General features: G+C 66.3%; 18 protein-coding genes and 5 tRNA genes. 19 read left to right on the top strand and 4 right to left on the bottom strand.

Going from position 1 to position 21,008, the window contains the following annotated elements; all coding sequences use genetic code 11:
* Window positions 1-70: 70 nt before the first annotated feature.
* The 14 genes from G7Y49_RS00895 to G7Y49_RS00830 all read left to right on the top strand — a co-directional run bounded on the left by G7Y49_RS00895 (window position 71) and on the right by G7Y49_RS00830 (window position 14,882).
* A complete protein-coding gene (locus tag G7Y49_RS00895) occupies window positions 71-214 on the top strand; it encodes a hypothetical protein (RefSeq protein ID WP_206214496.1) in 144 nt (47 codons plus the stop codon).
* 28 nt (window positions 215-242) lie between these two features.
* Window positions 243-2,765 carry a hybrid sensor histidine kinase/response regulator gene (locus G7Y49_RS00890; protein WP_165170311.1) on the top strand — a complete coding sequence of 841 codons (2,523 nt, stop codon included), beginning with the start codon at window positions 243-245 and terminating at the stop codon, window positions 2,763-2,765.
* A gap of 118 nt (window positions 2,766-2,883) precedes the next feature.
* Entirely contained in the window at window positions 2,884-4,998 is a 2,115-nt protein-coding gene (gene uvrC, locus G7Y49_RS00885) for an excinuclease ABC subunit UvrC (RefSeq protein ID WP_165170309.1), read from the top strand.
* Window positions 4,991-6,052 carry an RNase adapter RapZ gene (gene rapZ, locus G7Y49_RS00880; RefSeq protein ID WP_165170307.1) on the top strand — a complete coding sequence of 354 codons (1,062 nt, stop codon included), beginning with the start codon at window positions 4,991-4,993 and terminating at the stop codon, window positions 6,050-6,052. The genes uvrC and rapZ overlap by 8 nt, the downstream gene beginning before the upstream one ends.
* Before the next feature lie 11 nt (window positions 6,053-6,063).
* Window positions 6,064-7,209: a gluconeogenesis factor YvcK family protein gene (yvcK, locus tag G7Y49_RS00875; protein ID WP_165170305.1), complete on the top strand. Its 1,146-nt coding sequence runs from the start codon at window positions 6,064-6,066 to the stop codon at window positions 7,207-7,209.
* A gap of 9 nt (window positions 7,210-7,218) precedes the next feature.
* Window positions 7,219-8,166 carry a DNA-binding protein WhiA gene (whiA, locus tag G7Y49_RS00870; RefSeq protein ID WP_165170303.1) on the top strand — a complete coding sequence of 316 codons (948 nt, stop codon included), beginning with the start codon at window positions 7,219-7,221 and terminating at the stop codon, window positions 8,164-8,166.
* A 108-nt stretch (window positions 8,167-8,274) separates the two neighbouring features.
* The gene (gap, locus tag G7Y49_RS00865; protein WP_165170300.1) at window positions 8,275-9,276 is read left to right on the top strand and encodes a type I glyceraldehyde-3-phosphate dehydrogenase; all 1,002 of its coding nucleotides are present in this window, start codon (window positions 8,275-8,277) and stop codon (window positions 9,274-9,276) included.
* 313 nt (window positions 9,277-9,589) lie between these two features.
* A complete protein-coding gene (locus tag G7Y49_RS00860; protein WP_165170298.1) occupies window positions 9,590-9,829 on the top strand; it encodes a hypothetical protein in 240 nt (79 codons plus the stop codon).
* Window positions 9,816-11,006: a phosphoglycerate kinase gene (gene pgk, locus G7Y49_RS00855; protein WP_165170296.1), complete on the top strand. Its 1,191-nt coding sequence runs from the start codon at window positions 9,816-9,818 to the stop codon at window positions 11,004-11,006. The genes G7Y49_RS00860 and pgk overlap by 14 nt, the downstream gene beginning before the upstream one ends.
* Window positions 11,007-11,017: 11 nt before the next feature.
* Window positions 11,018-11,788, top strand: coding sequence for a triose-phosphate isomerase (tpiA, locus tag G7Y49_RS00850; RefSeq protein WP_165170294.1), 771 nt, complete (start codon window positions 11,018-11,020; stop codon window positions 11,786-11,788).
* A complete protein-coding gene (gene gpmI / locus G7Y49_RS00845) occupies window positions 11,789-13,390 on the top strand; it encodes a 2,3-bisphosphoglycerate-independent phosphoglycerate mutase (RefSeq protein WP_165170292.1) in 1,602 nt (533 codons plus the stop codon).
* Window positions 13,391-13,456: 66 nt separating this feature from the next.
* Complete coding sequence (gene secG, locus G7Y49_RS00840) at window positions 13,457-13,711, top strand: preprotein translocase subunit SecG (RefSeq protein WP_165170290.1); 255 nt, start codon at window positions 13,457-13,459, stop codon at window positions 13,709-13,711.
* A gap of 93 nt (window positions 13,712-13,804) precedes the next feature.
* Window positions 13,805-13,893 (top strand) — tRNA-Leu (locus tag G7Y49_RS00835).
* Between the two features lie 83 nt (window positions 13,894-13,976).
* Complete coding sequence (locus tag G7Y49_RS00830; RefSeq protein ID WP_165170288.1) at window positions 13,977-14,882, top strand: cation diffusion facilitator family transporter; 906 nt, start codon at window positions 13,977-13,979, stop codon at window positions 14,880-14,882.
* 286 nt (window positions 14,883-15,168) lie between these two features.
* On the opposite strand, the gene G7Y49_RS12435 is transcribed toward G7Y49_RS00830, so the two are convergent.
* Window positions 15,169-15,327, bottom strand: coding sequence for an SDR family oxidoreductase (locus G7Y49_RS12435; RefSeq protein WP_165170286.1), 159 nt, complete (start codon window positions 15,325-15,327; stop codon window positions 15,169-15,171).
* A 77-nt stretch (window positions 15,328-15,404) separates the two neighbouring features.
* Window positions 15,405-15,479: transfer RNA gene (locus G7Y49_RS00820), tRNA-Val, on the bottom strand.
* A gap of 432 nt (window positions 15,480-15,911) precedes the next feature.
* On the opposite strand from G7Y49_RS00820, the gene G7Y49_RS00815 reads away from it, so the two are divergent.
* From G7Y49_RS00815 to G7Y49_RS00805, 3 genes are all read left to right on the top strand, one after another.
* Window positions 15,912-15,987: transfer RNA gene (locus G7Y49_RS00815), tRNA-Gly, on the top strand.
* A 67-nt stretch (window positions 15,988-16,054) separates the two neighbouring features.
* Window positions 16,055-16,128, top strand: a tRNA-Cys gene (locus G7Y49_RS00810).
* A 22-nt stretch (window positions 16,129-16,150) separates the two neighbouring features.
* Window positions 16,151-16,226: transfer RNA gene (locus G7Y49_RS00805), tRNA-Gly, on the top strand.
* A 512-nt stretch (window positions 16,227-16,738) separates the two neighbouring features.
* On the opposite strand, the gene G7Y49_RS00800 is transcribed toward G7Y49_RS00805, so the two are convergent.
* Window positions 16,739-17,569, bottom strand: a complete 831-nt coding sequence (locus G7Y49_RS00800) for a teichoic acid transporter (protein WP_165170284.1) — start codon at window positions 17,567-17,569, stop codon at window positions 16,739-16,741.
* Between the two features lie 268 nt (window positions 17,570-17,837).
* Here G7Y49_RS00800 and G7Y49_RS00795 point away from each other — a divergent pair, with 268 nt between their 5' ends.
* Window positions 17,838-18,659 carry a TerC family protein gene (locus tag G7Y49_RS00795; RefSeq protein ID WP_165170282.1) on the top strand — a complete coding sequence of 274 codons (822 nt, stop codon included), beginning with the start codon at window positions 17,838-17,840 and terminating at the stop codon, window positions 18,657-18,659.
* 136 nt (window positions 18,660-18,795) lie between these two features.
* Here G7Y49_RS00795 and G7Y49_RS00790 read toward each other — a convergent pair whose 3' ends face one another.
* A complete protein-coding gene (locus G7Y49_RS00790; protein WP_165170280.1) occupies window positions 18,796-19,710 on the bottom strand; it encodes a diacylglycerol kinase family protein in 915 nt (304 codons plus the stop codon).
* Window positions 19,711-19,775: 65 nt separating this feature from the next.
* Here G7Y49_RS00790 and rnd point away from each other — a divergent pair, with 65 nt between their 5' ends.
* Window positions 19,776-20,924 carry a ribonuclease D gene (rnd, locus tag G7Y49_RS00785; protein ID WP_165170278.1) on the top strand — a complete coding sequence of 383 codons (1,149 nt, stop codon included), beginning with the start codon at window positions 19,776-19,778 and terminating at the stop codon, window positions 20,922-20,924.
* Window positions 20,925-21,008 lie beyond the last annotated feature (84 nt).

Here is a 21,008-nt window from a genome sequence, read left to right as displayed (position 1 = left end):
GCTTGCGCGGCTTCCGTGACGGAGGCGATCGCCGGGCAAGCCAGAAGCACTGCGATTTCCCATCATGAGAATGCGCCTCACCATGCCGCGAAATGCGCTTCACCGTGCCGCGGCTTCTGACATCGCCTTTTTCGAGGAGCGGGCTGATCTGGAAAAACTGATCACGCTGGCCGACAAAAGCATGTATTATGTAAAAAACATGAAAAAACTCTGATTGTTGGCATAGGTTTAGGAGAGACCCTGTGAGGACGAGAGTAGACGATGCGATCGCCCGGTTTGCGGCAATTGCGTTGGAGACGGACGACATCAGCGAGCATGTTCAGGAGCTGCTGGATCGTGTGCGGGAGCAGTACGGGTTTGACGTGGTCTATATTTTGGAGAGGGTCAACTGGAACTACGCGTTCACCTATAAATACGCCAGCGTGAGCCATCCCAAGTACGACAACCGGGGCGTGTACCTGGAGCTGACGGAGGAGGACTACGAGAGGGCCCTCCATATGTACGACGACTCTCCTCTCTGCGCCTATAACGTGGGCTCGCTGTCAGACTATGAGATATCGGACTGCATCATGCACTACGGGTTCGTCCGAAAGAAGACCCGCAGCTATGACGGCTCCGTCGGCTTCCAGTGCTTTACGCCCCATGACTGGACGGAAGAGGAGAAGGCGGCGCTGCTGAAGCTGGGAAAGCTGTTCAAGATGATCTTCAGCGTGCCTCTCGCGGAGGGGGTGAACGAGCATCTTTACGCGACGCTGGAGCAGGAGCGGAGGCAGTACCGGGATGCGCTGGTGCAGGGCTCGGAGTACAGCTTTTCCTTCGAGGTTTCCGGGGGGCTGATCCGGGAGAAGATCGTGACGGCCCATAACAAGAACCTGCTCGCGTCGCTGGGGCTTTCCCTTCCGGTGGATTACGACACGTTTCAGAGCATGTTCTTGGAGAAGAACAAGATCCGCCTGCTAGAGGAAGACGAGGCTGGCTGCTTCTCCTGCGCCGGGCTTGCGGAGCTGTTTGAGAAGGGAATCTCAAATCCGGAGGCGGAATACTACAACCCCGTCGAGGACACCTACATGCGGGTCTCTGTCTTCATGCACCAGGACAAGGAGACCGACCATATTCACGGGCTGTTCATAGCGACAGACATTACCGAGGCGAAGCTGAAGCAGCAGAATCAGCAGCAGGCGCTTCTGGCCGCCTATGAGGCAGCCAATCACGCCAGCGCCGCAAAGTCCACTTTCCTGGCCAACATGAGCCATGACATCCGAACCCCCATGAACGGCATCATCGGCATGACCGCTATTGCCGGGACCTATTTGGACGACAAGGAGCGGGTCTCGGACTGCCTTTCTAAGATCATGGTCGCCAGCAAGCACCTGCTGGGACTGCTCAACGAAGTGCTGGACATGAGCAAGATCGAATCCGGCAAGATCGAGTTGCAGGATGAAGAGTTCAGCCTGCCGGACTTGCTGGATGATCTGATCCCGATGGTGAAGCCTCAGATCGAGGCAAAGCGCCATGAGTTCTACGTCTCGGTCAGGGGCGTTGCGCATGAGAAGGTCGTTGGCGACAGCCAGCGGATCCGGCAGGTATTCCTGAACCTGCTGAGCAACGCCATCAAATACACGCCCGAGGGTGGAAGGGTGCAGCTGCTCCTGTCCGAGAAGCCGATCCGCAGGAAGGCCCTGGGCTGCTATGAGATCGTCATCGAGGACAATGGCATCGGCATGAGCGAGGAGTTCCTGAAGCACTTGTTCGAGCCTTTCACCAGGGCGGAAGACAGCCGCATGGCGGGCGTTCAGGGGACGGGACTGGGAATGGCGATTACCCAGAACATCGTCCAGCTCATGAACGGGAGGATCGACGTAAAGAGCGAGCCGGACAAGGGGACGAGATTCACCATAACGATTTTCCTGAAGCTCCAGGAAGGCGGGGAGGCTGCTTCCTCTGACGAGCTGATCGACCTGCCGATTCTGGTGGTGGACGACGATCTGGCGACCTGCGAGTCCACCTGCGATATGCTGAGCGACCTCGGCATGTTGGGCGAATACGTGCTCTGCGGCGAGGACGCGGTGAAGTGCGTCGTGACCCGCCACGAGGCGGAGGATGACTACTTCGCGGTCATCCTCGACTGGAAGATGCCGGGAATGGACGGCGTGGAGGTAACCAGGGAGATTCGCAGGCAGGTCGGGGAGGACGTGCCGATCATCATCATCTCGGCTTACGACTGGTCCGAAATCGAAGTCTCGGCAAGGGCGGCCGGAGCCAACGCGTTCCTCAGCAAGCCTTTGTTCAAGTCGAAGATGGTTTACCTGTTCAAAGAGCTTCTTGGAAACGGGAAGCAGCTGCAAGGCCTGCCTGCGCTCAATGCGATTCAGAAGGAAGACTTCAGCGGCAAGCGGGCGCTGCTGGTGGAGGACAATGAGCTGAGCGCGGAAATAGCGCGCGAAGTCCTTGGCACGGCAGGTCTCGAGGTCGAATACGCAAAGGACGGAAAAGAGGCTCTCGACAGGATGACCGTGGCTGAGGCAGGCTATTACGACATCGTGTTCATGGATGTCCAGATGCCGATCATGGACGGCTGCGAGGCGACTCGGGCCATCCGCAGCCTGCCCGGCGACTATCCCCGGCAGGTGCCGATCATCGCCTTGACCGCGAATGCCTTTGTCGGGGACGTGCAGGCCTGCAGGGATGCCGGAATGGACGAGCACATCGCAAAGCCCCTTGACTTTGACCAGCTGTTCAAGGTTTTGAACAAGTGGCTTGGGTAGCCGACTCTTAAAACCTATCGTCGTCGCCAAGCTCACCACCGCTGCGCGCAAGGCGCTCGATCTGTAGAATGCCGCGCAGGCGCCCGGCGGCGGCGGGAGAACCGCTATACTCTTCCGCATGGAAGAATTCGAGAACAACGTCGCCTCCGTGCCCGCCGGCTCTGGCGCTCCCGCGCCCAGCGGCCCTAGCGGCGCCGCGTCTGCCGGCGCAGCTCCCGCCCTCGCGCCCGCCGCGCCCGAGACCCAGGCCGCCAAGATCGCGCGCGTCAAGCGGGAGCTCGACGCGGTGCCGACGCTTCCGGGCGTGTACCTCTGGAAGGACGCGTCGGGCCAGGTCATCTACGTGGGCAAGGCCAAGCAGCTGCGCGCGCGCATGCGCCAGTACGTGAACTTCCAGGACGACCGCGCCAAGATCCCGCTGCTCGTCGACCAGATCGACTCGTTCGAGTACATCGTGGTGCAGAACGAGCACGAGTCGCTCGTGCTCGAGAAGAACCTTATCAACCAGCACAGCCCGTTCTTCAACGCGGACTTCAAGGACGACAAGTCCTACCCCTTCATCGCGCTCACCAAGGGGGACGTGTTCCCCGCCATCAAGTACACGCGCGAGCGGCACAAGAGCGCCACGCGCTACTTCGGGCCCTACACCGACTCGCGCGCCGCGCGCGAGATGGTCGACATCGCGCGGCGCGTGGTGCCGATCTGCGCCGCGAGCTGCGCGGACTGGCGCAACCTCACGCGCAAGCTGGAGAAGCTCGCAGGCAGGGGCGAGGCCGCCACGCCCGGCACCTTCCTCACGCCCGACGGCTCCATCCGCCCGTGCTTCGACTGCCACGTGGGGCTCGGGCCGGGCGCGTGCTGCGGGCAGATCACGCCCGAGGGGTACGCGGAGAACGTGCGCCGAGTCGAGCGGTTCCTCGCGGGGCACCACCGCGAGTTCGTCGACGAGCTCTCCGCCGACATGCGCGCCGCCGCCGCCGAGCTGGACTTCGAGCGCGCGGCGCGCATCAAGAGCCGCATCGACACCATCGGCTCGCTCACCGACAAGCAGCACGCCGTGTCCGCGCGCAACCTCAACGCCGACGTCATCGGCTTCTTCCGCGAGGAGACGGTGGCCGGCGCGCACGTGCTCATGGTGCGCGAGGGGCGCATCATCAACTCGAACGAGTTCACCCTGAACCGCGGGCGCGACGTGCCCGACCAGGACCTGCAGCACAACTTCCTGCTGCGCTACTACGACGCCACCACCTCGATCCCGCACGAGGTGATCGTGCGGGAGCTGCCCGAGGACGCCGACGCCATGGAGGAGTGGCTCACGGGCAAGCTCGGCTCGGCGCACGGGGCGAAGGTGCGCTTCACCGCCCCGAAGAAGGGGGAGAAGTCCGAGCTCGTGGGCATGGCGGAGACGAACGCCAAGCACACGCTCATGCGCTACAAGGTGCGCACGAACTACGACGACAAGCGCATCAACGACGCGCTCCTGCAGCTCGAGAGCGCGCTCGCGCTCGACGGCCCGCCGATGCGCATCGAGTGCTTCGACATCTCCACCATCCACGGCTCCTACACGGTGGCCTCCATGGTGGTGTTCACGGGCGGCAAGCCCGACAAGAACCAGTACCGGCGCTTCAAGATCAAGACGCCGCTCGACGAGGCGAACGACTTCCTCTCCATGCAGGAGGTCATGGGCCGCCGCTACGCGCCCGCGCGCATGGCCGACGAGCGTTTCGGCAAGAAACCCGACCTCATCATCCTCGACGGCGGAAAGCCCCAGCTCACCGCCGCGCTCAAGATGTTCGAGGAGATGGGGGTCACAGGGATCGCGCTGTGCGGCCTGGCCAAGCGCGACGAGGAGCTCTTCGTGCCCTGGCAGGACACCGGGCCCGTGGTCCTGCCCGGCGGCAGCGCGAGCCTGTACCTGGTGAAGCAGGTGCGCGACGAGGCCCACCGCTTCGCCATCACGTTCCACCGCGAGCTGCGCGGCAAGGGCATGACGGCCTCCATCCTCGACGACGTGGCGGGCCTCGGCCCCGTGCGCAAGAAGGCCCTGATGAAGCACTTCAAGTCGTTCAAGAACCTCAAGGCCGCCACGCTCGAGGAGGTCAAGGCGGCGCACGTGGTGCCCGACGAGGTGGCCGAGGAGCTCGTGCGCGTGATCGAGCAGTATAATGAGGACAAGAGAACCGCTGAGGACGCGCTTGCGCGCGCCGCGACCGAAGGAGGCGCCCATGACTGAGGAGCACGTGGACCTGGAGAACATGCCCGACCTGGTGATCGTCACCGGCATGAGCGGCGCGGGGCGAACCGAGGCCATGCACGTGTTCGAGGACCTGGGGTACTTCTGCGTGGACAACCTGCCGGCGAGCCTCATCGGCAACCTGATCGAGCTGAACGAGCGCCCGGGCGGGGAAGGCGAGCGCAAGCGCCTCGCCGTGGTGTGCGACGCGCGCAACGGCGGCTACTTCGGCTCGCTCGACGCGCAGCTGGGGCGCCTGCGCGAGGAGGGCGTCGACTACCGCATGCTCTTCCTCGACGCCGACGACGAGAAGCTCGTCGCGCGCTACAAGTCGAGCCGCCGCCGGCACCCGCTGTGCACTGACGGCACCACCATCGCCCAGGGCATCCAGCGCGAGCGGCAGCTGCTCATGGACCTGCATGACGCCTCCGACCACGTGATCAACACCACCGAGATGCTGCCGCAGAAGCTGCGCACCACCATCCGCTCGCTCTTCGGCACCGGCAGCGAGCGCCGCGGCCTCGCCGTCACGGTGTACTCGTTCGGCTTCAAGCACGGCGCGCCGCTCGACGCCGACCTCGTGATGGACGTGCGCTTCCTGCCGAACCCCTACTACGACCCCGAGCTGCGCCCCCTGACGGGCCTCGACGCGCCGGTGCGCGACTTCGTGATGCTGCGCGAGGAGACGATCGAGTTTCGGCACCGCTGGCACGACCTGCTCGACGTGGTGATGCCGGGCTACGTGGCCGAGGGCAAGCAGCAGCTCGCCATCGCCGTGGGGTGCACGGGCGGGCAGCACCGCAGCGTGGCGCTCGCCGAGTCGACGGGCGACTACCTCAAGACCAAGGGCTACCGCGTGTCGGTGGCGCACCGCGACCTCAAGCTGGCCGACCGCCACGTGGGCGCGGCGGTGCTCGCCGAGTCGCCCGACGTGCACGCGGAGGCGGACGCGGCCGTTGGCGGAGTCCCCGCCCCCGCAGCCCCCGCCCCCGAGGCCGAGGCCGCCACCGGCTCCGCAACCGCCGCCACCCCCGCCCCCGCGGGCGCGCGCTAGGCGGAAGCGCCATGGCTGCCAAGCATCCGTTCCGCGTCGACCCGTCAGCCACCGGGTCGTTCTCGGCGCTCCGCGGCAAGCTGCCGCGCCTCGACGCGCTCGCGCACGGCGGGCAGCGCCTGCGCGCCGTGGTGGTCGGCGGCGGCACGGGCGCGCCCATGTCCATCCGCACGCTGCTCTCGCTCGGCATCGAGACGAGCGCGGTGGTGGCCATGGCCGACGACGGCGGCTCGACGGGCATCCTGCGCGAGGAGGCCGACGTCACGCCTCCCGGTGACATCCGCAAGTGCATCGCCGCGTTCGCGCGCGACCCGCAGGACCCCCTCGTGCGCGCGTTCAAGTACCGCTTCGCCGTGGCGCGCGACCACGCGCTCGGCAACCTCATGCTCGCCGCGCTCGAGGACGCGTGCGGCTCGTTCCCCGAGGCCATCCGCATCTGCGAGCGCCTCGTCGACGCGCAGGGGCACGTGTACCCCTCCACGCTCGACCACGTGACGCTCGCGGCCACCACGCGCGACGGGCGCGAGCTCGACGGGCAGGCGGTGGCGTGCCACTCGCACACGGCGCTCGAGCGCGTGCGCCTGTGCGCGCCCGCGGCGGGCGGCATCGCCGCCTACGAGCCGGCGCTCAACGCGCTGCGCGAGGCCGACCTCATCGTGCTCGGCCCCGGGTCGCTGTTCACCTCCATCATCCCCAACCTGCTCGTGCCCGGCATCGTCGACGCCATCCGCGCCTCGCGCGGACGCGTCCTCTTCGTGTGCTCGCTCGCCGACGTGCAGGGCGAGACGTGGGGCCTCACCGCGCGCGAGCACGTGGAGGCGCTCATGGACCACGGCATGGCGGGGCTCGTGGACTACGTGCTCGTGCACACGCGCGTGCCGCTGCGCGCCGACAGCCCGGCGAACGACCGCTTCAACGCCATGACGGGGCGCGACTCCGACCACGCCTCCACCGCCGGCCTCGACGACGCGCGCCTTGCGGGCAAGGTGCGGCCCGTGTCCATCAACTACCACGACCTCCAGGCCATCCAGTCGATGGGCCCGGTGGTCCTGGCGCGCGCCCTCGCCGACGCCGAGCGCCCCACCTGGCATTCCCCCGAGGCGCTGCGCAACGCGCTCCTGCAGGTCGTCAAGCTCATGCAGGCGAGGCGGGGGTAGGGCTTCGGCATGTCGTTTACCTCAGATGTGAAGGACGAGATCGCCCACGTCGCGCCCGAGTGCTCGCACTGCGAGAAGGCCACGCTCGCCGCGCTCGTGCGCATCGAGGGCACGCTGTTCGTGAGCGGCCCGGGGCGCTACCGCATGGAGGTGGCCACCGACGTGCCCTCCGTGGCGCGCCTCATCATCCGCCTCCTGCACACGCTCTACCAGCTCAAGACCGACCTCACCGTGCGCCGCAGCGTGCTGCACAAGACGCCGAACTACCTCATCGAGGTCCCCGCGCAGCCCGCGCTGGCCCCCGCGCTGCGCGACATGGGCGTGCTCTCGCCCGAGGACGGCCTCGAGCTCGGCGTCAAGCCCGAGCTCGTGGCGAAGCAGTGCTGCGCGGCGGCGTACCTGCGCGGGGCGTTCCTGGGGTCGGGCTTCATCTCGAATCCCAAGAGCGACTTCCACTTCGAGATCACCGTGGAGAGCGAGGAGCTCGCGGAGGGGCTCGTGGCCCTCATGGCCGAGAAGGACATCACCGCGCGCGTCATGCAGCGCCGCAGCTCGTACATGGTCTACCTGAAGAGCGGAAACGCCATCCTGGAGTTCCTGGCGTTCGTGGGCGCGCACGCGTCGGCCCTGTTCATGGAGGAGCAGCGCGTGGTGAAGTCGGTGCGCAACGACGTGAACCGCGCCATCAACGCCGAGCTCGCCAACCAGCAGAAGGCTTCGAACGCCGCGGTGGAGCAGCTCTTCACCATCCGCACCGTGCTCGAGCGCTACGGCATGGAGAACCTCCCGCCCGCGCTCCAGGAGTTCATCCGCCTGCGCGTCACCTTCCCCGACGCGTCGCTCAAGGAGCTCGGGAGCCACTCGTCGCCGCCGCTGTCGAAGTCGGCCGTCTACCACCGCGTCCGCCGCCTCGAGCAGATGGCCCGCGAGATAGCGGGGGAGGAGCGCGTATACTGAAGCTAACACGCGCCCGCCGATTCGGCGCGCGGCGTGCTATGCTGTATGGGTCAGGTAATCAGCCCTGAGCAAGGGTTTTCAAGGAGTATCTTGTGAAAGGAGATACGTATGGCAACCAAAGTAGGCATCAACGGATTCGGCCGCATCGGCCGCCTCGTCTACCGCGCGATGGTGAACGACCCCGCGATTGAGGTCGTGGCCGTGAACGACCTGGGTGACATCCCCACGATGGCGCATCTCCTGAAGTACGACTCCGTCCACGGCCGCGCGTTCGACACCGTCGAGGTCACCGAGGACGGCTTCGTGGCCGACGGCCACGCCGTCAAGGTGCTCTCCGAGCGCGACCCGGAGAACCTGCCCTGGGGCGAGCTCGGCGTCGACATCGTGGTCGAGTCCACGGGCATCTTCAAGACCGGCGAGCTGGCCGGCAAGCACATCAAGGCCGGCGCCAAGAAGGTCGTCATCACCTGCCCCGCGAAGGGCGAGGACATCACCATCGTCATGGGCGTGAACGACGACCAGTACGACCCGGCGAAGCACAACATCGTGTCGAACGCCTCCTGCACCACCAACTGCCTGGCCCCCATGGCGAAGGTCCTCATGGAGAACTTCGGCATCAAGCGCGGCTACATGAACACCATCCACGCGTACACCAACGACCAGAAGATCCTCGACCTCCCGCACAAGGACCTGCGTCGCGCCCGCGCGGCCGCCATGTCGATGATCCCCACCACCACCGGCGCCGCCCGCGCCGTGGCGCTCGTCCTGCCCGAGCTCAAGGGCAAGCTCGACGGCTTCGCCACCCGCGTTCCCACGCCGGACGGCTCCATGGTCGACCTCACGGTGGAGCTTGAGCGCGAGGTGACCCGCGAGGAGATCAACGAGGCCATGAAGGCCGCCGCCGAGGGCCCGCTGAAGGGCATCCTCGAGTACCAGGACGATCCCATCGTGTCCATCGACATCGTGGGCGACAACCACTCCTCCATCTTCGACAGCCTGCTCACCATGGTGATGGGCGAGAAGTCCGACATGGTGAAGTGCATCAGCTGGTACGACAACGAGTGGGGCTACTCCAACCGCGTGAAGGACCTCGTCAAGATCATGCTGTAAGCCGTGCCGCCGTTGCTGGCGCAACGGCGGGCTGCTCGACGCTGCGCGGCGCCGAAGCACCCGTCCTTGCCCCTTCTGCGCCGCGCTGCGCGTACCGAGGTACGCTTGGCGGCGCGGCGGGGCAATTACGGGCACCTCGGCGTCGCTCGCTGACGTTACGAACGACCTGTGACGTTACGAACGACCTGTGACGTTGCATTGACCTGCGACGTTGCGAACGACCTGCGATCCTTCAGCGTGCGATTCACGATCTGCTAAGCCCCGGGTTCCTGATCGGCCCCCGGGGCTTTTCTGCAAAGGAGGTGCCCGTCCCATGGAGAACATGATCCCGAGCATCATGGCCGCCCTGGTCTACCTGGTCCCCTTCGCCGTCGTGCTGCTCATCTTGAAGAAGTTCTTCGAGATGGTGCAGGCTTTGAAGGAGGCCGCCGAGGCCCAAAGGCAGGTCGCCGCCGCGCAGCGCGAGCAAACTGAGATGCTGCGCGAGCTGATGCACGCGCTTGGCGGCATGAACGATCCCGATTTGCTAGGAAGTGAACATGAGCAAGATTAACTCGGTTGACGAGCTCGAGGCGCGCGGGAAGCGCGTGCTCGTGCGCGTCGACTTCAACGTGCCGGTGAAAGACGGCGTGGTGACCGACGACACGCGCATCCGCGCGGCGCTGCCCACCATCGAGCGCCTCGTGGGCGAGGGCGCGCGCGTCATCCTCATGAGCCACCTGGGCCGCCCGAAGGGCGAGGGCTTCGAGGAGGCCTACACGCTGGCCCCCGCGGCCGCGCGCCTGGGCGAGCTCCTGGGCCGTCCCGTCGCCTTCGCGTCCGACACCGTGGGCGCCGACGCGCAGGCCAAGGTCGCCGCGCTCGCCGACGGCGACGTGGTGGTGCTCGAGAACCTGCGCTTCGACAAGCGCGAGAAGAAGAACGACCCGGCCCTCTGCGCCGAGCTCGCCGCGCTGGCCGACGCCTACGTGAACGACGCCTTCGGCACCGCGCACCGCGCGCACGCCTCCACGGCCGGCGTCGCGGCGCTGCTCCCGGCGTACGCGGGCTACCTCATGCAGCGCGAGGTGGCCACGCTCACCGGCATGCTCGACGAGCCCAAGCGCCCGTTCGTGGCCATCCTCGGCGGCAGCAAGGTGTCCGACAAGATCAAGGTCATCGACGCGCTCATGGACAAGGCCGACACCCTCATCATCGGCGGCGGCATGTGCTTCACCTTCCTGCTCGCGCAGGGGCGCGCCGTGGGCACCTCGCTCAAGGAAGACGACTGGGTCGAGCGCGCCGGCGCCATGATCGAAAAGGCCGAGGAGCGCGGCGTGAAGCTGCTGCTCCCCGTGGACGTGGTGTGCGCTGACGCCTTCGCCGAAGATGCCAACACGAAAACGGTTTCGGCGGACGAGATCCCCGCGGATATGATGGGCCTAGACATCGGGCCGAAGACGGCCGCGCTCTACGCGGAGGCCATCGCGGGCGCCGCGAGCGTGTTCTGGAACGGCCCCATGGGCGTGTTCGAGATGAAGGCGTTCGAGGCGGGCACGAAGGCCGTGGCCGAGGCCGTGGCGGCCAACGAGGCGGCCGACACCATCATCGGCGGCGGCGACTCGGTGGCGGCGGTCAACAAGTTCGACCTCGCCGAGAAGATGACGTTCATCTCCACCGGCGGCGGAGCCTCCATGGAGCTCGTGCAGGGCGAGAAGCTGCCCGGCGTCGAGGCGCTGCGAGCAGAGTGAAAGGACCTCACATGACCAGAAAGAACCTCATCGCGGGCAACTGGAAGATGAACAACACCATCGGCGAGGCCGTGGTGCTCGCGCAGGAGATCTCGTACGACTTCTACCGCGACTGGCTCGAGCTCGTCGACGTGGCGGTGTGCCCGCCGTACGTCGACCTCAAGCCGGTGGTGAACGTGTTCGAGTTCGACCATCTGAAGGTGGGCGTGGGCGCGCAGAACGTCTACTGGGAGCCGAAGGGCGCCTACACGGGCGAGATCTCGATCGAGATGCTGCGCGAGATCGGCTGCGAGTGGTGCATCGTGGGCCACTCGGAGCGCCGCGGGCTGTTCGGCGAGACGAACGAGGACGTGAACAAGAAGGTCAAGGCGCTCGTCGACGGCGGCATCAAGCCCATCGTGTGCGTGGGCGAGTCGCTCGCCGTGCGCGACGAGGGCTCGTACCTCGAGTACGTGTGCGCCCAGGTGCGCGCGGCGTTCGCCGGCGTGGACGAGGCGGCGGCGAAGAGCGCGGTCGTGGCCTACGAGCCCATCTGGGCCATCGGCACCGGTCGCACCGCCACCCCCGAGCAGGCCGAGGAGGTGTGCGCGGCGGTGCGCGCCACGCTCGCCGAGATCTACGCTGACAAGACGGCCGACGCCATGCGCGTGCTCTACGGCGGCTCCATGAACGAGGGCAACGCCGCGCTCCTGCTCGCCGAGCCCGACATCGACGGCGGCCTCATCGGCGGCGCGTCGCTCAAGGCGAAGTCGTTCATCGAGATCGTGAAGGCAGCGATGTAGATGGCGTCTGAGCAGCTTAACGAAGGAAGGGAGGCGCAGGGCGCGGACCGCGCGTCCCTGCGCCTCCCGGCGTGCCTCATCATCATGGACGGCTTCGGCCTCGAGGAGCCGGGGGAGGGGAACGCCATCTCGCTCGCGAAGACCCCCGTGCTCGACGAGCTGTTCGCCACGCGCCCCTGGGTGCGCCTCGAGGCGTCGGGCGAGGCCGTGGGCCTGCCGGCGGGCCAGATGGGCAACTCCGAGGTGGGGCACCTCAACATCGGCGCGGGGCGCGTGGTGTTCCAGGAGCTCACGCGCATCAACCGCGCGTGCGCAGACGGCTCCATCGTCACGAACCCCGAGATCACGGCGGCGTTCGAGGCGGCGAAGGCGCCGGGCGCGGCGCTGCACCTCATGGGGCTCCTGAGCGACGGCGGCGTGCACTCCTCCAACGCCCACCTCTACGCGCTGCTCGAGGCGGCGCGCGACGCGGGCGTGCCGCACGTCATGGTGCACTGCTTCATGGACGGCCGCGACGTGCCGCCCTCGAGCGGCGCGGGGTACGTGCGCGAGCTCGCCGAGGTCATCGGGCGGCTTGGGGCGGAGGCGCCCGAGGGCGGCTGCGTGATGGAGATCGCCTCCATCGAGGGGCGCTACTACGCCATGGACCGCGACAACCGCTGGGACCGCGTCGAGCGCGCCTACGACACGCTCGCAAGCGCCGCGAACCTCACGCAGCTCGGCCCCGTCGAGGCCATGGAGGCGTCGTACGCCGACGGTGTGACCGACGAGTTCGTGGTGCCCGTGGCCCTCGCCGACCGCGGCATGCGCGACGGCGACGCGGTGATCTTCTTCAACTTCCGCCCCGACCGCGCGCGCGAGATCACGCGCGCCCTCACGGACGAGGGCTTCGCGGGCTTCGAGCGCGCCTTCTGGCCGCAGGTCAAGTTCGTGTGCCTCACCGAGTACGACCCCGAGATCGCGGCGGCGGTGGCCTTCCCGAAGGAGTTCCCCGACAACGTGCTGGCCGACGTGCTCGCCGACGCGGGGCTTGGCCAGTACCACATCGCGGAGACCGAGAAGTACGCCCACGTGACGTTCTTCCTGAACGGCGGGCGCGAGGAGGAGAAGGCGGGCGAGGAGCGCAAGCTCATCGCGAGCCCGAAGGTGGCGACCTACGACCTCAAGCCGGAGATGAGCGAGCCTGAGGTGGCCGAGGCGCTCGCTGCGGCCATCGACGCCGACGAGGCCGACGTGTACATCGTGAACTTCGCGAACTGCGACATGGTGGGGCACACCGGCGTGATCCCCGCCGCGGTGGCTGCCGTCGAGGCGGTCGACGCGGGCGTGGGGCGCGTGCTCGACGCGGTGGCGCGCAAGGGCGGCGTGGCGTTCGTCACGGCCGACCACGGCAACGCCGACAAGATGATCGCGCCGGACGGCACGCCGCATACGGCCCACACCACGGCGCCCGTGCCGTTCGTCCTGGTGGACGAGACGGGGGCGGGCCTTGGCCTGAGCGGGGAAGAGGGGTGCCTGGCCGACATCGCGCCCACGCTGCTCGCCGCCGTGGGGCTCGCGGCGCCTGACGAGATGACGGGCTCGTGTCTGCTTGCCTCGTAGCGGAGGTTGCGCTATAATAACGAATTTGTGTAAAGGTAGTTATTCCTCCGAGAGAAGAGTGAAGCTTTGAATCCTCTGGTTATTGTGTTTCTCATCCTGCTCGTGCTGTCGGGCGTGGGCATGATCGTGTTCATCCTCATGCACTCGGGCAAGGGCACGGGCATCTCCGACATGATCGCGAGCTCCATGTACTCCACCCAGACGGGCACGAGCGTCATCGAGAAGAACCTCGACCGCATCACCATCGCGTGCGCGATCGTGTTCATGCTGTCGCTTCTGGTGCTCATGGTCATCTACCCGCATGGGACGATCGGCGCCTAGCGCCAGCGCAGCGCGCCGCGGCAAGAAAAGTTGAAAATATTTCTTGCATCGCAGCGGTATTATGCTAAACTATTTGTCGCTGCAAAAAAGCATGTCGGAGTGGTGGAACGGCAGACACGCTAGCTTGAGGTGCTAGTGCCCACATACCGGGTGTGCGGGTTCAAATCCCGCCTCCGACACCATTTGCAATCGAAAGCCCCGCTGAGCGGGGCTTTTTTGCATCAGATCCCGTCTTTTTGATCCCGTCTTGCGGAGAGGAGGGCGCATGGCTCGTTTCAGCTCCTCGGTTAAGACCGACCACGCGCGCAGCGTGGAGCGGGTGCTCTGGATCGTGTTCGTGCTCAACCTGGCGGTGGCGGCGGCGAAGTTCTTCTACGGCTTGGCCTCGAGCTCCGCCTCGATGCAGGCCGACGGCATCCACTCGGTGTTCGACTCGCTCGGCAACATCATCGGGCTCGTGGGCATCGCCGTGGCGGGCCGCCCGGCTGACGCGGGGCATCCCTACGGGCATGCGAAGTTCGAGACGTACGGCTCCATGGCCATCGGCGTGCTGCTCGTGCTCGCGGCCTTCGAGGTGGGCTCGGGAGCGGTGGGCAAGCTCATGAGCCAGAGCTACACCGCCGAGGTCACGCCCATGTCGTTCGTGGTCATGGTGGCCACGCTCGCGGTGAACCTGGGCGTCACGCTCTACGAGCGGCGGCGCGGCAAGGAGCTGCGCAGCGAGATCCTCGCGGCCGACGCGGCCCACACGCTCTCCGACGCGTTCGTGTCCATCGGCGTCATCGCGGGCCTCGGCTTCGTGGCGGCGGGCTTCCCGGCGGCTGACCCCATCATGGCGCTCATCGTGACGGTGTTCATCCTCCTGTCGGCGGTGGGCGTGTTCCGCACGGCGCTGCGCACGCTGTCCGACCACGCGTGCATCCCGCCCGAGGACATCGAGTCCATCGCGCGGGAGATGCCGGGCCTCGTCGAGGTGCACTGCGTGCGCACGCGCGGCACCGAGGCGGAGGTGTACTGCGACCTGCATGCGCTCGTCGACCCCGAGATGACGGTGCGCGCGGCCCACGAGCTCGGCGACGCCTTCGAGCGCGAGGTCATCAAGCGCCACCCCAACGTGAAGGAGGTCCTCGTCCACATCGAGCCCTACGGCGAGGACGAGTCCTCCCGCTAGCGCCTGCCAGGGCGCCCCAGAAGGCGCCGAGGAGAGGAAACACGCTGGGAGATGGTTCAGGGGAGGCCCCAGAGGCGCCGAGGAGGGGAGCAAGCAGCAAGCAGCAAGCAGCAAGCAGCAAGCAGGGAGATGACTCAGGGCGCCCTAGAGGCGCTGAAAGGGGGAGCGACGCAGGCCGCGCGCCGCGGCAAGGGAGGCGCGCCGCGCAGAGGGCGCAAAAAAGCGGCGAGGACGACTCTTCCCGTTAGGGAAGAAATCGCCCTCGCTGCCGTAGCGGAAGGCTTGCCTACGAGCAGAGCTCGCCGCCGTCTATGGCGAGGCTGTCCCCGGTGATCCACTCAGAGGCGTCTGACGCCAGAAAGAGGATCCCCTTCGTGCAGTCTGCGGGGGTTCCCAGACGGCCCAGGGGATCTCCCGCGGCGGGAAGGCGCGCTGCGCGTCTCATGCGGCGGAAAGGATTCGCGCGCGACGATGCGGGTCGAACAGCAAAAAAGCGGCCAGAAGGCCGCTTTCGAAGTTCAATGGTGGGCGGTACAAGATTTGAACTTGTGACCCCTACCGTGTCAAGGTAGTGCTCTCCCCCTGAGCTAACCGCCCACGTATGTGGTGTGCGTCGCGTTCCCGCGTCAGCGAAAAGATATTCTAGCAGAGCAGGGGAATCTGACAAGACCCTTTTTCGAGAAAATTTGCCATGCGGAGAGCATTCCCGACTTCTGCGGATTCCTGGCAAATTGAGTCTTCGCTTCCGTGCGGACTCTCGGGAAACCGTTGGTGCGTGTCGGTCAGTGCGTGTCGGTCGGCGCGAGCTGGTGCGTGCCGCGTGCGCCTCGGCAGACGCTCGTAGGTTGAATTGGTAGGTTGAATTGCTCGGCACGGTGTTGCAATAGCACTCGGCAACCAGCCCAAACAGCCCTCGGCAACCAACCCTCGACCAACCCTTGGCAACCAACCCTCGGCAGGCGTTCGTAAAAAAGTTGAAAAAAATGCTTGCATGAGAGTTTAAGTTCCTCTAATATATCTCTTTGCGACGCGGACATGGCTCAGCTGGTAGAGCACCACCTTGCCAAGGTGGGGGTCGCGGGTTCGAACCCCGTTGTCCGCTCCATTGTCACATCGAGGCTGGTCAGGCTTACGTTTTGGCCAGCCTCTTACATGACGGCAAGCTTGAAAATGGCGACGTGGCCAAGTGGTAAGGCAGAGGCCTGCAAAGCCTTCACCCCCGGTTCGAATCCGGGCGTCGCCTCCATTCGGCTTTGACAACTTAACATGCGGACATGGCTCAGCTGGTAGAGCACCACCTTGCCAAGGTGGGGGTCGCGGGTTCGAACCCCGTTGTCCGCTCCATTGTCTATCGTGCAGCCCCGAGGGATCCCTCGGGGCTGTTTTGCTTTGCGTCGAAACTCGAAGGACTCCCGATTCATGAACGGGAGCCTCTTTCGCATGAGGGAAAAGAAGCGTCAGCGGGGATCGTAGGCGGCATCGAAGCAAGAAAGCGCGTGTTCGCAATCCAGTTACCGACAACGGCTCTTTTCCATCCACCTCCCAGGTGATTATGGATGAAACAAGGCCGTTATCGGTGCTTTTTCGATAAAAGTGGATGCTAAAGCGTCGTTGTCGGTGGTTTTCGGGGCTCGAATCGCCGATAACGGGCATTTTCCATCCAGCTTCCCAGAATCGTGGATGCAAAAGGGGCGTTGTCGGTGGTTCGAGCGGGTGGCGGGCAGGGGGCTCGCTGCCCGCTTCGGCAGTGAGCCCCGGCTAAAAGTGCTTGCCACCGCTTCGGCGATGAACTTTGGCGGGGGGCGCCAGCCCGAAGCGCCCACCAGCCACTTCGGCAGCGAGCGCGCCCTCCTCCCTTACGCGCTCGTCAGCTTGATCCCGACGTAGCTGGCGGTCTCGGGAACGCCGCTGATGTCGTACATCTCGGAGAGCGGCAGGGCGGACACGCGCCAGTTGTAGACGTTGCCCTCGCTCTCGACCACGCCGGCCGCGTAGGTGTTGCCCGACTCGTCGACGCCCGAGTCGTCGATGGCGCATTCGCCGAGCCCGGCGGCGTTGATGGCGCCCTGCACGGCCTCCTGGACGGACAGCGAGGTGAAGTCGGCGTAGCGCACGCGCACCAGCGAGCCGTTCGTGTGGTTCACGGTGAGGTCCCACGCGCCGTTGAGCAGGCGCACGGCGTCGGCCGCGCCCAGGTTGTCGATGCCGGTGACGTACATCGCGCCCGCGTCGGCCACCGTCACGCCCTCGGGCAGCTTGATGACCTCGAAGCTGCCGTCCTCGGAGGTGCCCGGCGCCACGCGCTCGTACAGGGTGGCGCCCGACGCGTTGAGCGCGCCCATCACCTCCTCGTCGCTCATCGTCATGAACGACATGATCGCCGGCACCTCGACGGGCACCGCGCGCGCGAGGTTCTCCTCAAGCGCCGCCTGCTCGCGCGCAGGCGCGTTCACGATGGCGTCGAAGTACTGGAACAGGATGACCCCGCCGATGACCGCGGCCACGAGCATGCCGGCGAGCGCCCCGGCGCGCACCGACTGCGGCATCTCAAGGGGGCGCGAGAGCGCCGGCGCGTCAAAGTAGCGGATGCTCTCGTTCTCGAAGCCGGGCAGCGGCGCCGCGGCGGCCCGTGGGCGCTGCGCGCGCGCAGGCTCGCGCATGAAGTCAAAGGGAAGCTGGAATGCCATGCAAACTCCTTGTAATATTTTGTGACTCCGCCGATTATAGCATTGCGGCCGACTCTGCCCTCTGTTAGCATGAACGCACTCCATGGGGGAGTAGTTGGCGCGAAACAGCGCGATGCGTTCAACATCATGGCAGCGCGGTTGCACCTGGGCAACAAGCGGCCTGGCGCATCTTAATTAACGAGACTCATGGCGCAGAATCGATGACGCAACGGATCATCGGCTTTGCGCCATGAGTCTTTTTTGTGGAAGCAAACCGAAAGGAGCGCGTGTGGACTTCTCGATCTTCGCGACACCCGAGGCCTGGATCAGCCTCATCACCCTGATATTCCTCGAGATCGTGCTCGGCGTGGACAACATCGTGTTCATCTCGATCACCACGAACCGCCTGCCCGAGGACAAGCAGCACATCGGCCGCAAGCTCGGCTTGGCCGGCGCGCTCATCATGCGCTGTCTGTTCCTCTGCTTCGCCAGCTGGCTCGTGCACATGACCACGCCGCTGTTCACCCTCGATCTGGGTGACTTCTCGCACGGCTTCTCCGTTCGCGACCTCGTCATGCTCGCCGGCGGCGCCTACCTCATCTACAAGGGCATCGTCGAGCTCCTCGACGCGCTGCGCCTCACCGAGATCAAGGCGAAGAGCTCCGAGGTGCACGCGCTCCTGCACATGCTCACGCTTCCCCAGGCCGTCGGCACCATCATGGTGATGGACCTCGTGTTCTCCATCGACTCGGTGATCACGGCGGTGGGCCTCGCCGAGCACCTCATCATCATGATCATCGCCGTCATCGTGGCCATCGTGGTCATGATGGTGTTCATCGACTTCATCGCCGACTTCATCAACCGCAACGTCGAGATGAAGCTTCTGGCGCTCGTGTTCATCACCGCCATCGGCGTCTTGCTCGTGCTTGACGCGGCCGGCATCACCACGGGCATCGAGGTGCTCGACATGCACCTTGAGAAGCTCATGGTCTACTTCGCCATGGTGTTCGCGGTGATCCTCGAGCTCATCCAGATGCGCTACAACGCGAACCTGGCGCGCTGGAAGGCCAGCCAGGCCGTCAAGGAGCGCACGCTCGACGACCGGGCCTAGCAGCTTGCGCGACGCGGGGGCGTCTGGACGCACGGCGTTCGGGCGCCCCCGTGCTCGGGTGACCAGGTGTTACGCGTTCGGGCTTCGCGCTTGGGACCCGCGTTCGGACGTAAGGGTGCTCGGCGTTCGGCGCCCCTCACGCCTTGGCGAACACGCGGCAGCACTCCTCCGACACGATGAAGCGCGCCGCCTTGGGCAGCATGCGCACGGCGAACGGCGTGGTGCGGCTCGTGACCTCGCCGTCGTACTGCACCACCAGAGGCGGGTCGGCCTCGACGGTGATCTCGCGCCCGCGGTAGATCTCGAGCGCGTCCGTGCGCCCGGGGAACTCGCCCGAGCGGTCGAGCACGCACGCGATCAGGGCGGGGATGAGCCCGAAGGCGTCCTTGGTATTGAGCACCACCACGTCGAACGCGCCGTCGCGCGGGAGGTTCTCGTGCACGAGCGAGAGGTCGAACTGGATCTTCGAGAAGTTCGCGATGATCACGCCCACGCCCGAGCTTCTCACCTCGTGCCCATCGATGCTCAGCGTGAACGTGGCGTGCTGGGGCGTGGCGTTGGCCACGGCCGAGGTGAAGTAGGCCATGGGGCCGAGGAGCTTCTTGCCCGCGGCGGCGCCCTTCATGATGGTGGCGTCGTAGCCGGCGCCCGCCATGATGGAGAATCCGCAGTGCTCGCCGCTCGGGAGCTCGATCTCGCCGATGTCGAAGTCCATGCAGCGCATCTCGCGCGTCATCTTGGCGAGCGCGTGCGGCTCGGTGGGCGAGGCGAGGTTCATGGCGAGCAGGTTGGCGGTGCCTGCGGGGAAGGGGAGCACCGGGATGCCGGTGTCGGCCAGAAGGTAGGTCACCGTGGCGATGGTGCCGTCTCCGCCGGCGGCCACCACGGCGTCGTAGTCCTCGGCGTCGTAGAGGAAGGTGCGCAGATCCGAGCTGCCGTCCGTGGAGCGCATCGTCACCTCGTCGCCGTCGGCCGAGAACGAGCGCACGAAGTCGTAGACCGCGCCCTCGCCGAAGCCGGAAGCCAGGTTATTTATCACGAGCAGTTTCACAGATTTCCTTTCCCAAGCTACAATGGCATGGTACTACAAACTGTGATCATGTTAGGAACAACTCGGTGTACATAGCGAACCAGGAAAGCCTCGAGGCGTTCGTCGAGCGCGCGAGGTCTTCTTCCCTTCTTGCCATCGATACGGAGTTCCTTCGCGAGAAGACCTACTACGCGAAGCTGTGCCTGCTCCAGATGGCGACCGACAGCGAGGTGGCCGTCATCGACCCGTTCGCGGTGCGCGACCTGCGCGTGATCGCCCCGCTGCTCGCCGACGAGTCCATCCTGAAGCTCTTCCACGCGGGCGGGCAGGACCTCGAGATCCTCTACCGCGAGATCGGCATGCTGCCCCACCCGGTGTTCGACACGCAGATCGCCGCGGCGCTCATCGGGCACACCCAGCAGATCGGCTACGGCGCGCTCGTGAGCGCCACCTGCGGCGTGTCGCTCAAGAAGATCGACTCGTTCACCGACTGGTCGCGTCGGCCCCTGTCCGGCTCGCAGCTCGCGTACGCGGCCGACGACGTGGTGTACCTGCCGCAGGTCCACCGCGTCCTCACCGAGGCGCTCGAGAAGAAGGGGCGCCTCGGCTGGCTCGAGCGCGACTTCGACGACCTGGTGGACCCGGCGCGCTACGAGAGCGACCCGCGCGAGCGCTTCCGCAGGCTCAAGCGCGGCAACCAGCTCTCGCGCAAGCAGCTCGCGGCGGCGCGCGAGGTGGCCGCGTGGCGCGAGGTGGAGGCGCGAAGGCGCAACGTGCCGCGCAAGTGGGTGCTCACCGACGAGCAGATCGTGGAGGTGTGCAAGCGCGAGGCGGCGACGATCGACGACTTGTTCATGGTGCGCGGCGTGCGCGAGCGCCTCGTCACGCGCGACGCGCGCACGGTGGCGGGCCTCATGAAGAAGGCGTACGCCCTGCCCGAGGACGAGTGGCCCGAGCTCGACCGCTCGTCGCGCAACGAGCCGAACGTCGACGCGGAGCTCGACCTCATGAACGCCGTCGTGCGCCTGCGCGCGCGGGAGAACGGCGTGGCCATGCAGACGCTCGCGAGCCATGCGGACCTCTGCCAGGTGGCGCGCGGGCACACCGACGTCGACGTGCTGCGCGGGTGGCGCCGCGCCATCGTGGGCGAGGAGCTGCTCGACCTTCTGGCCGGCAAGGTCTCTCTGAGCCTCGAGGGCGGCGGCGTGAAGGTGACGCGCGTGGGGGAGTCGTAGGGGGAGGCCGCGCGGCGCGGGCGCATGGGCGCGTGCGGCCTTGCGGCTGCGCGCGGCGTGCGGCGGCGCGCCCCGGGTGGCCCG

The organism is Adlercreutzia sp. ZJ242 (genome assembly GCF_011038995.1).
Classification (GTDB): Bacteria; Actinomycetota; Coriobacteriia; order Coriobacteriales; family Eggerthellaceae; genus CAAEEV01.
The sequence above is the reverse complement of the archived record's forward strand: the minus strand, read 5'-3'. Positions and strand labels throughout refer to the sequence as shown.

What these genes read in the sequence shown, in the direction of transcription:
- G7Y49_RS00895 (WP_206214496.1), top strand. Translation starts at nt 71, where the DNA reads ATGCGCCTCACCATGCCGCGAAATGCGCTTCACCGTGCCGCGGCTTCT.
- uvrC (WP_165170309.1), top strand. Translation starts at nt 2,884, where the DNA reads ATGGAAGAATTCGAGAACAACGTCGCCTCCGTGCCCGCCGGCTCTGGC.
- rapZ (WP_165170307.1), top strand. Translation starts at nt 4,991, where the DNA reads ATGACTGAGGAGCACGTGGACCTGGAGAACATGCCCGACCTGGTGATC.
- yvcK (WP_165170305.1), top strand. Translation starts at nt 6,064, where the DNA reads ATGGCTGCCAAGCATCCGTTCCGCGTCGACCCGTCAGCCACCGGGTCG.
- whiA (WP_165170303.1), top strand. Translation starts at nt 7,219, where the DNA reads ATGTCGTTTACCTCAGATGTGAAGGACGAGATCGCCCACGTCGCGCCC.
- gap (WP_165170300.1), top strand. Translation starts at nt 8,275, where the DNA reads ATGGCAACCAAAGTAGGCATCAACGGATTCGGCCGCATCGGCCGCCTC.
- G7Y49_RS00860 (WP_165170298.1), top strand. Translation starts at nt 9,590, where the DNA reads ATGGAGAACATGATCCCGAGCATCATGGCCGCCCTGGTCTACCTGGTC.
- pgk (WP_165170296.1), top strand. Translation starts at nt 9,816, where the DNA reads ATGAGCAAGATTAACTCGGTTGACGAGCTCGAGGCGCGCGGGAAGCGC.
- tpiA (WP_165170294.1), top strand. Translation starts at nt 11,018, where the DNA reads ATGACCAGAAAGAACCTCATCGCGGGCAACTGGAAGATGAACAACACC.
- gpmI (WP_165170292.1), top strand. Translation starts at nt 11,789, where the DNA reads ATGGCGTCTGAGCAGCTTAACGAAGGAAGGGAGGCGCAGGGCGCGGAC.
- G7Y49_RS00830 (WP_165170288.1), top strand. Translation starts at nt 13,977, where the DNA reads ATGGCTCGTTTCAGCTCCTCGGTTAAGACCGACCACGCGCGCAGCGTG.
- G7Y49_RS12435 (WP_165170286.1), bottom strand. Translation starts at nt 15,327, where the DNA reads ATGAGACGCGCAGCGCGCCTTCCCGCCGCGGGAGATCCCCTGGGCCGT.
- G7Y49_RS00800 (WP_165170284.1), bottom strand. Translation starts at nt 17,569, where the DNA reads ATGGCATTCCAGCTTCCCTTTGACTTCATGCGCGAGCCTGCGCGCGCG.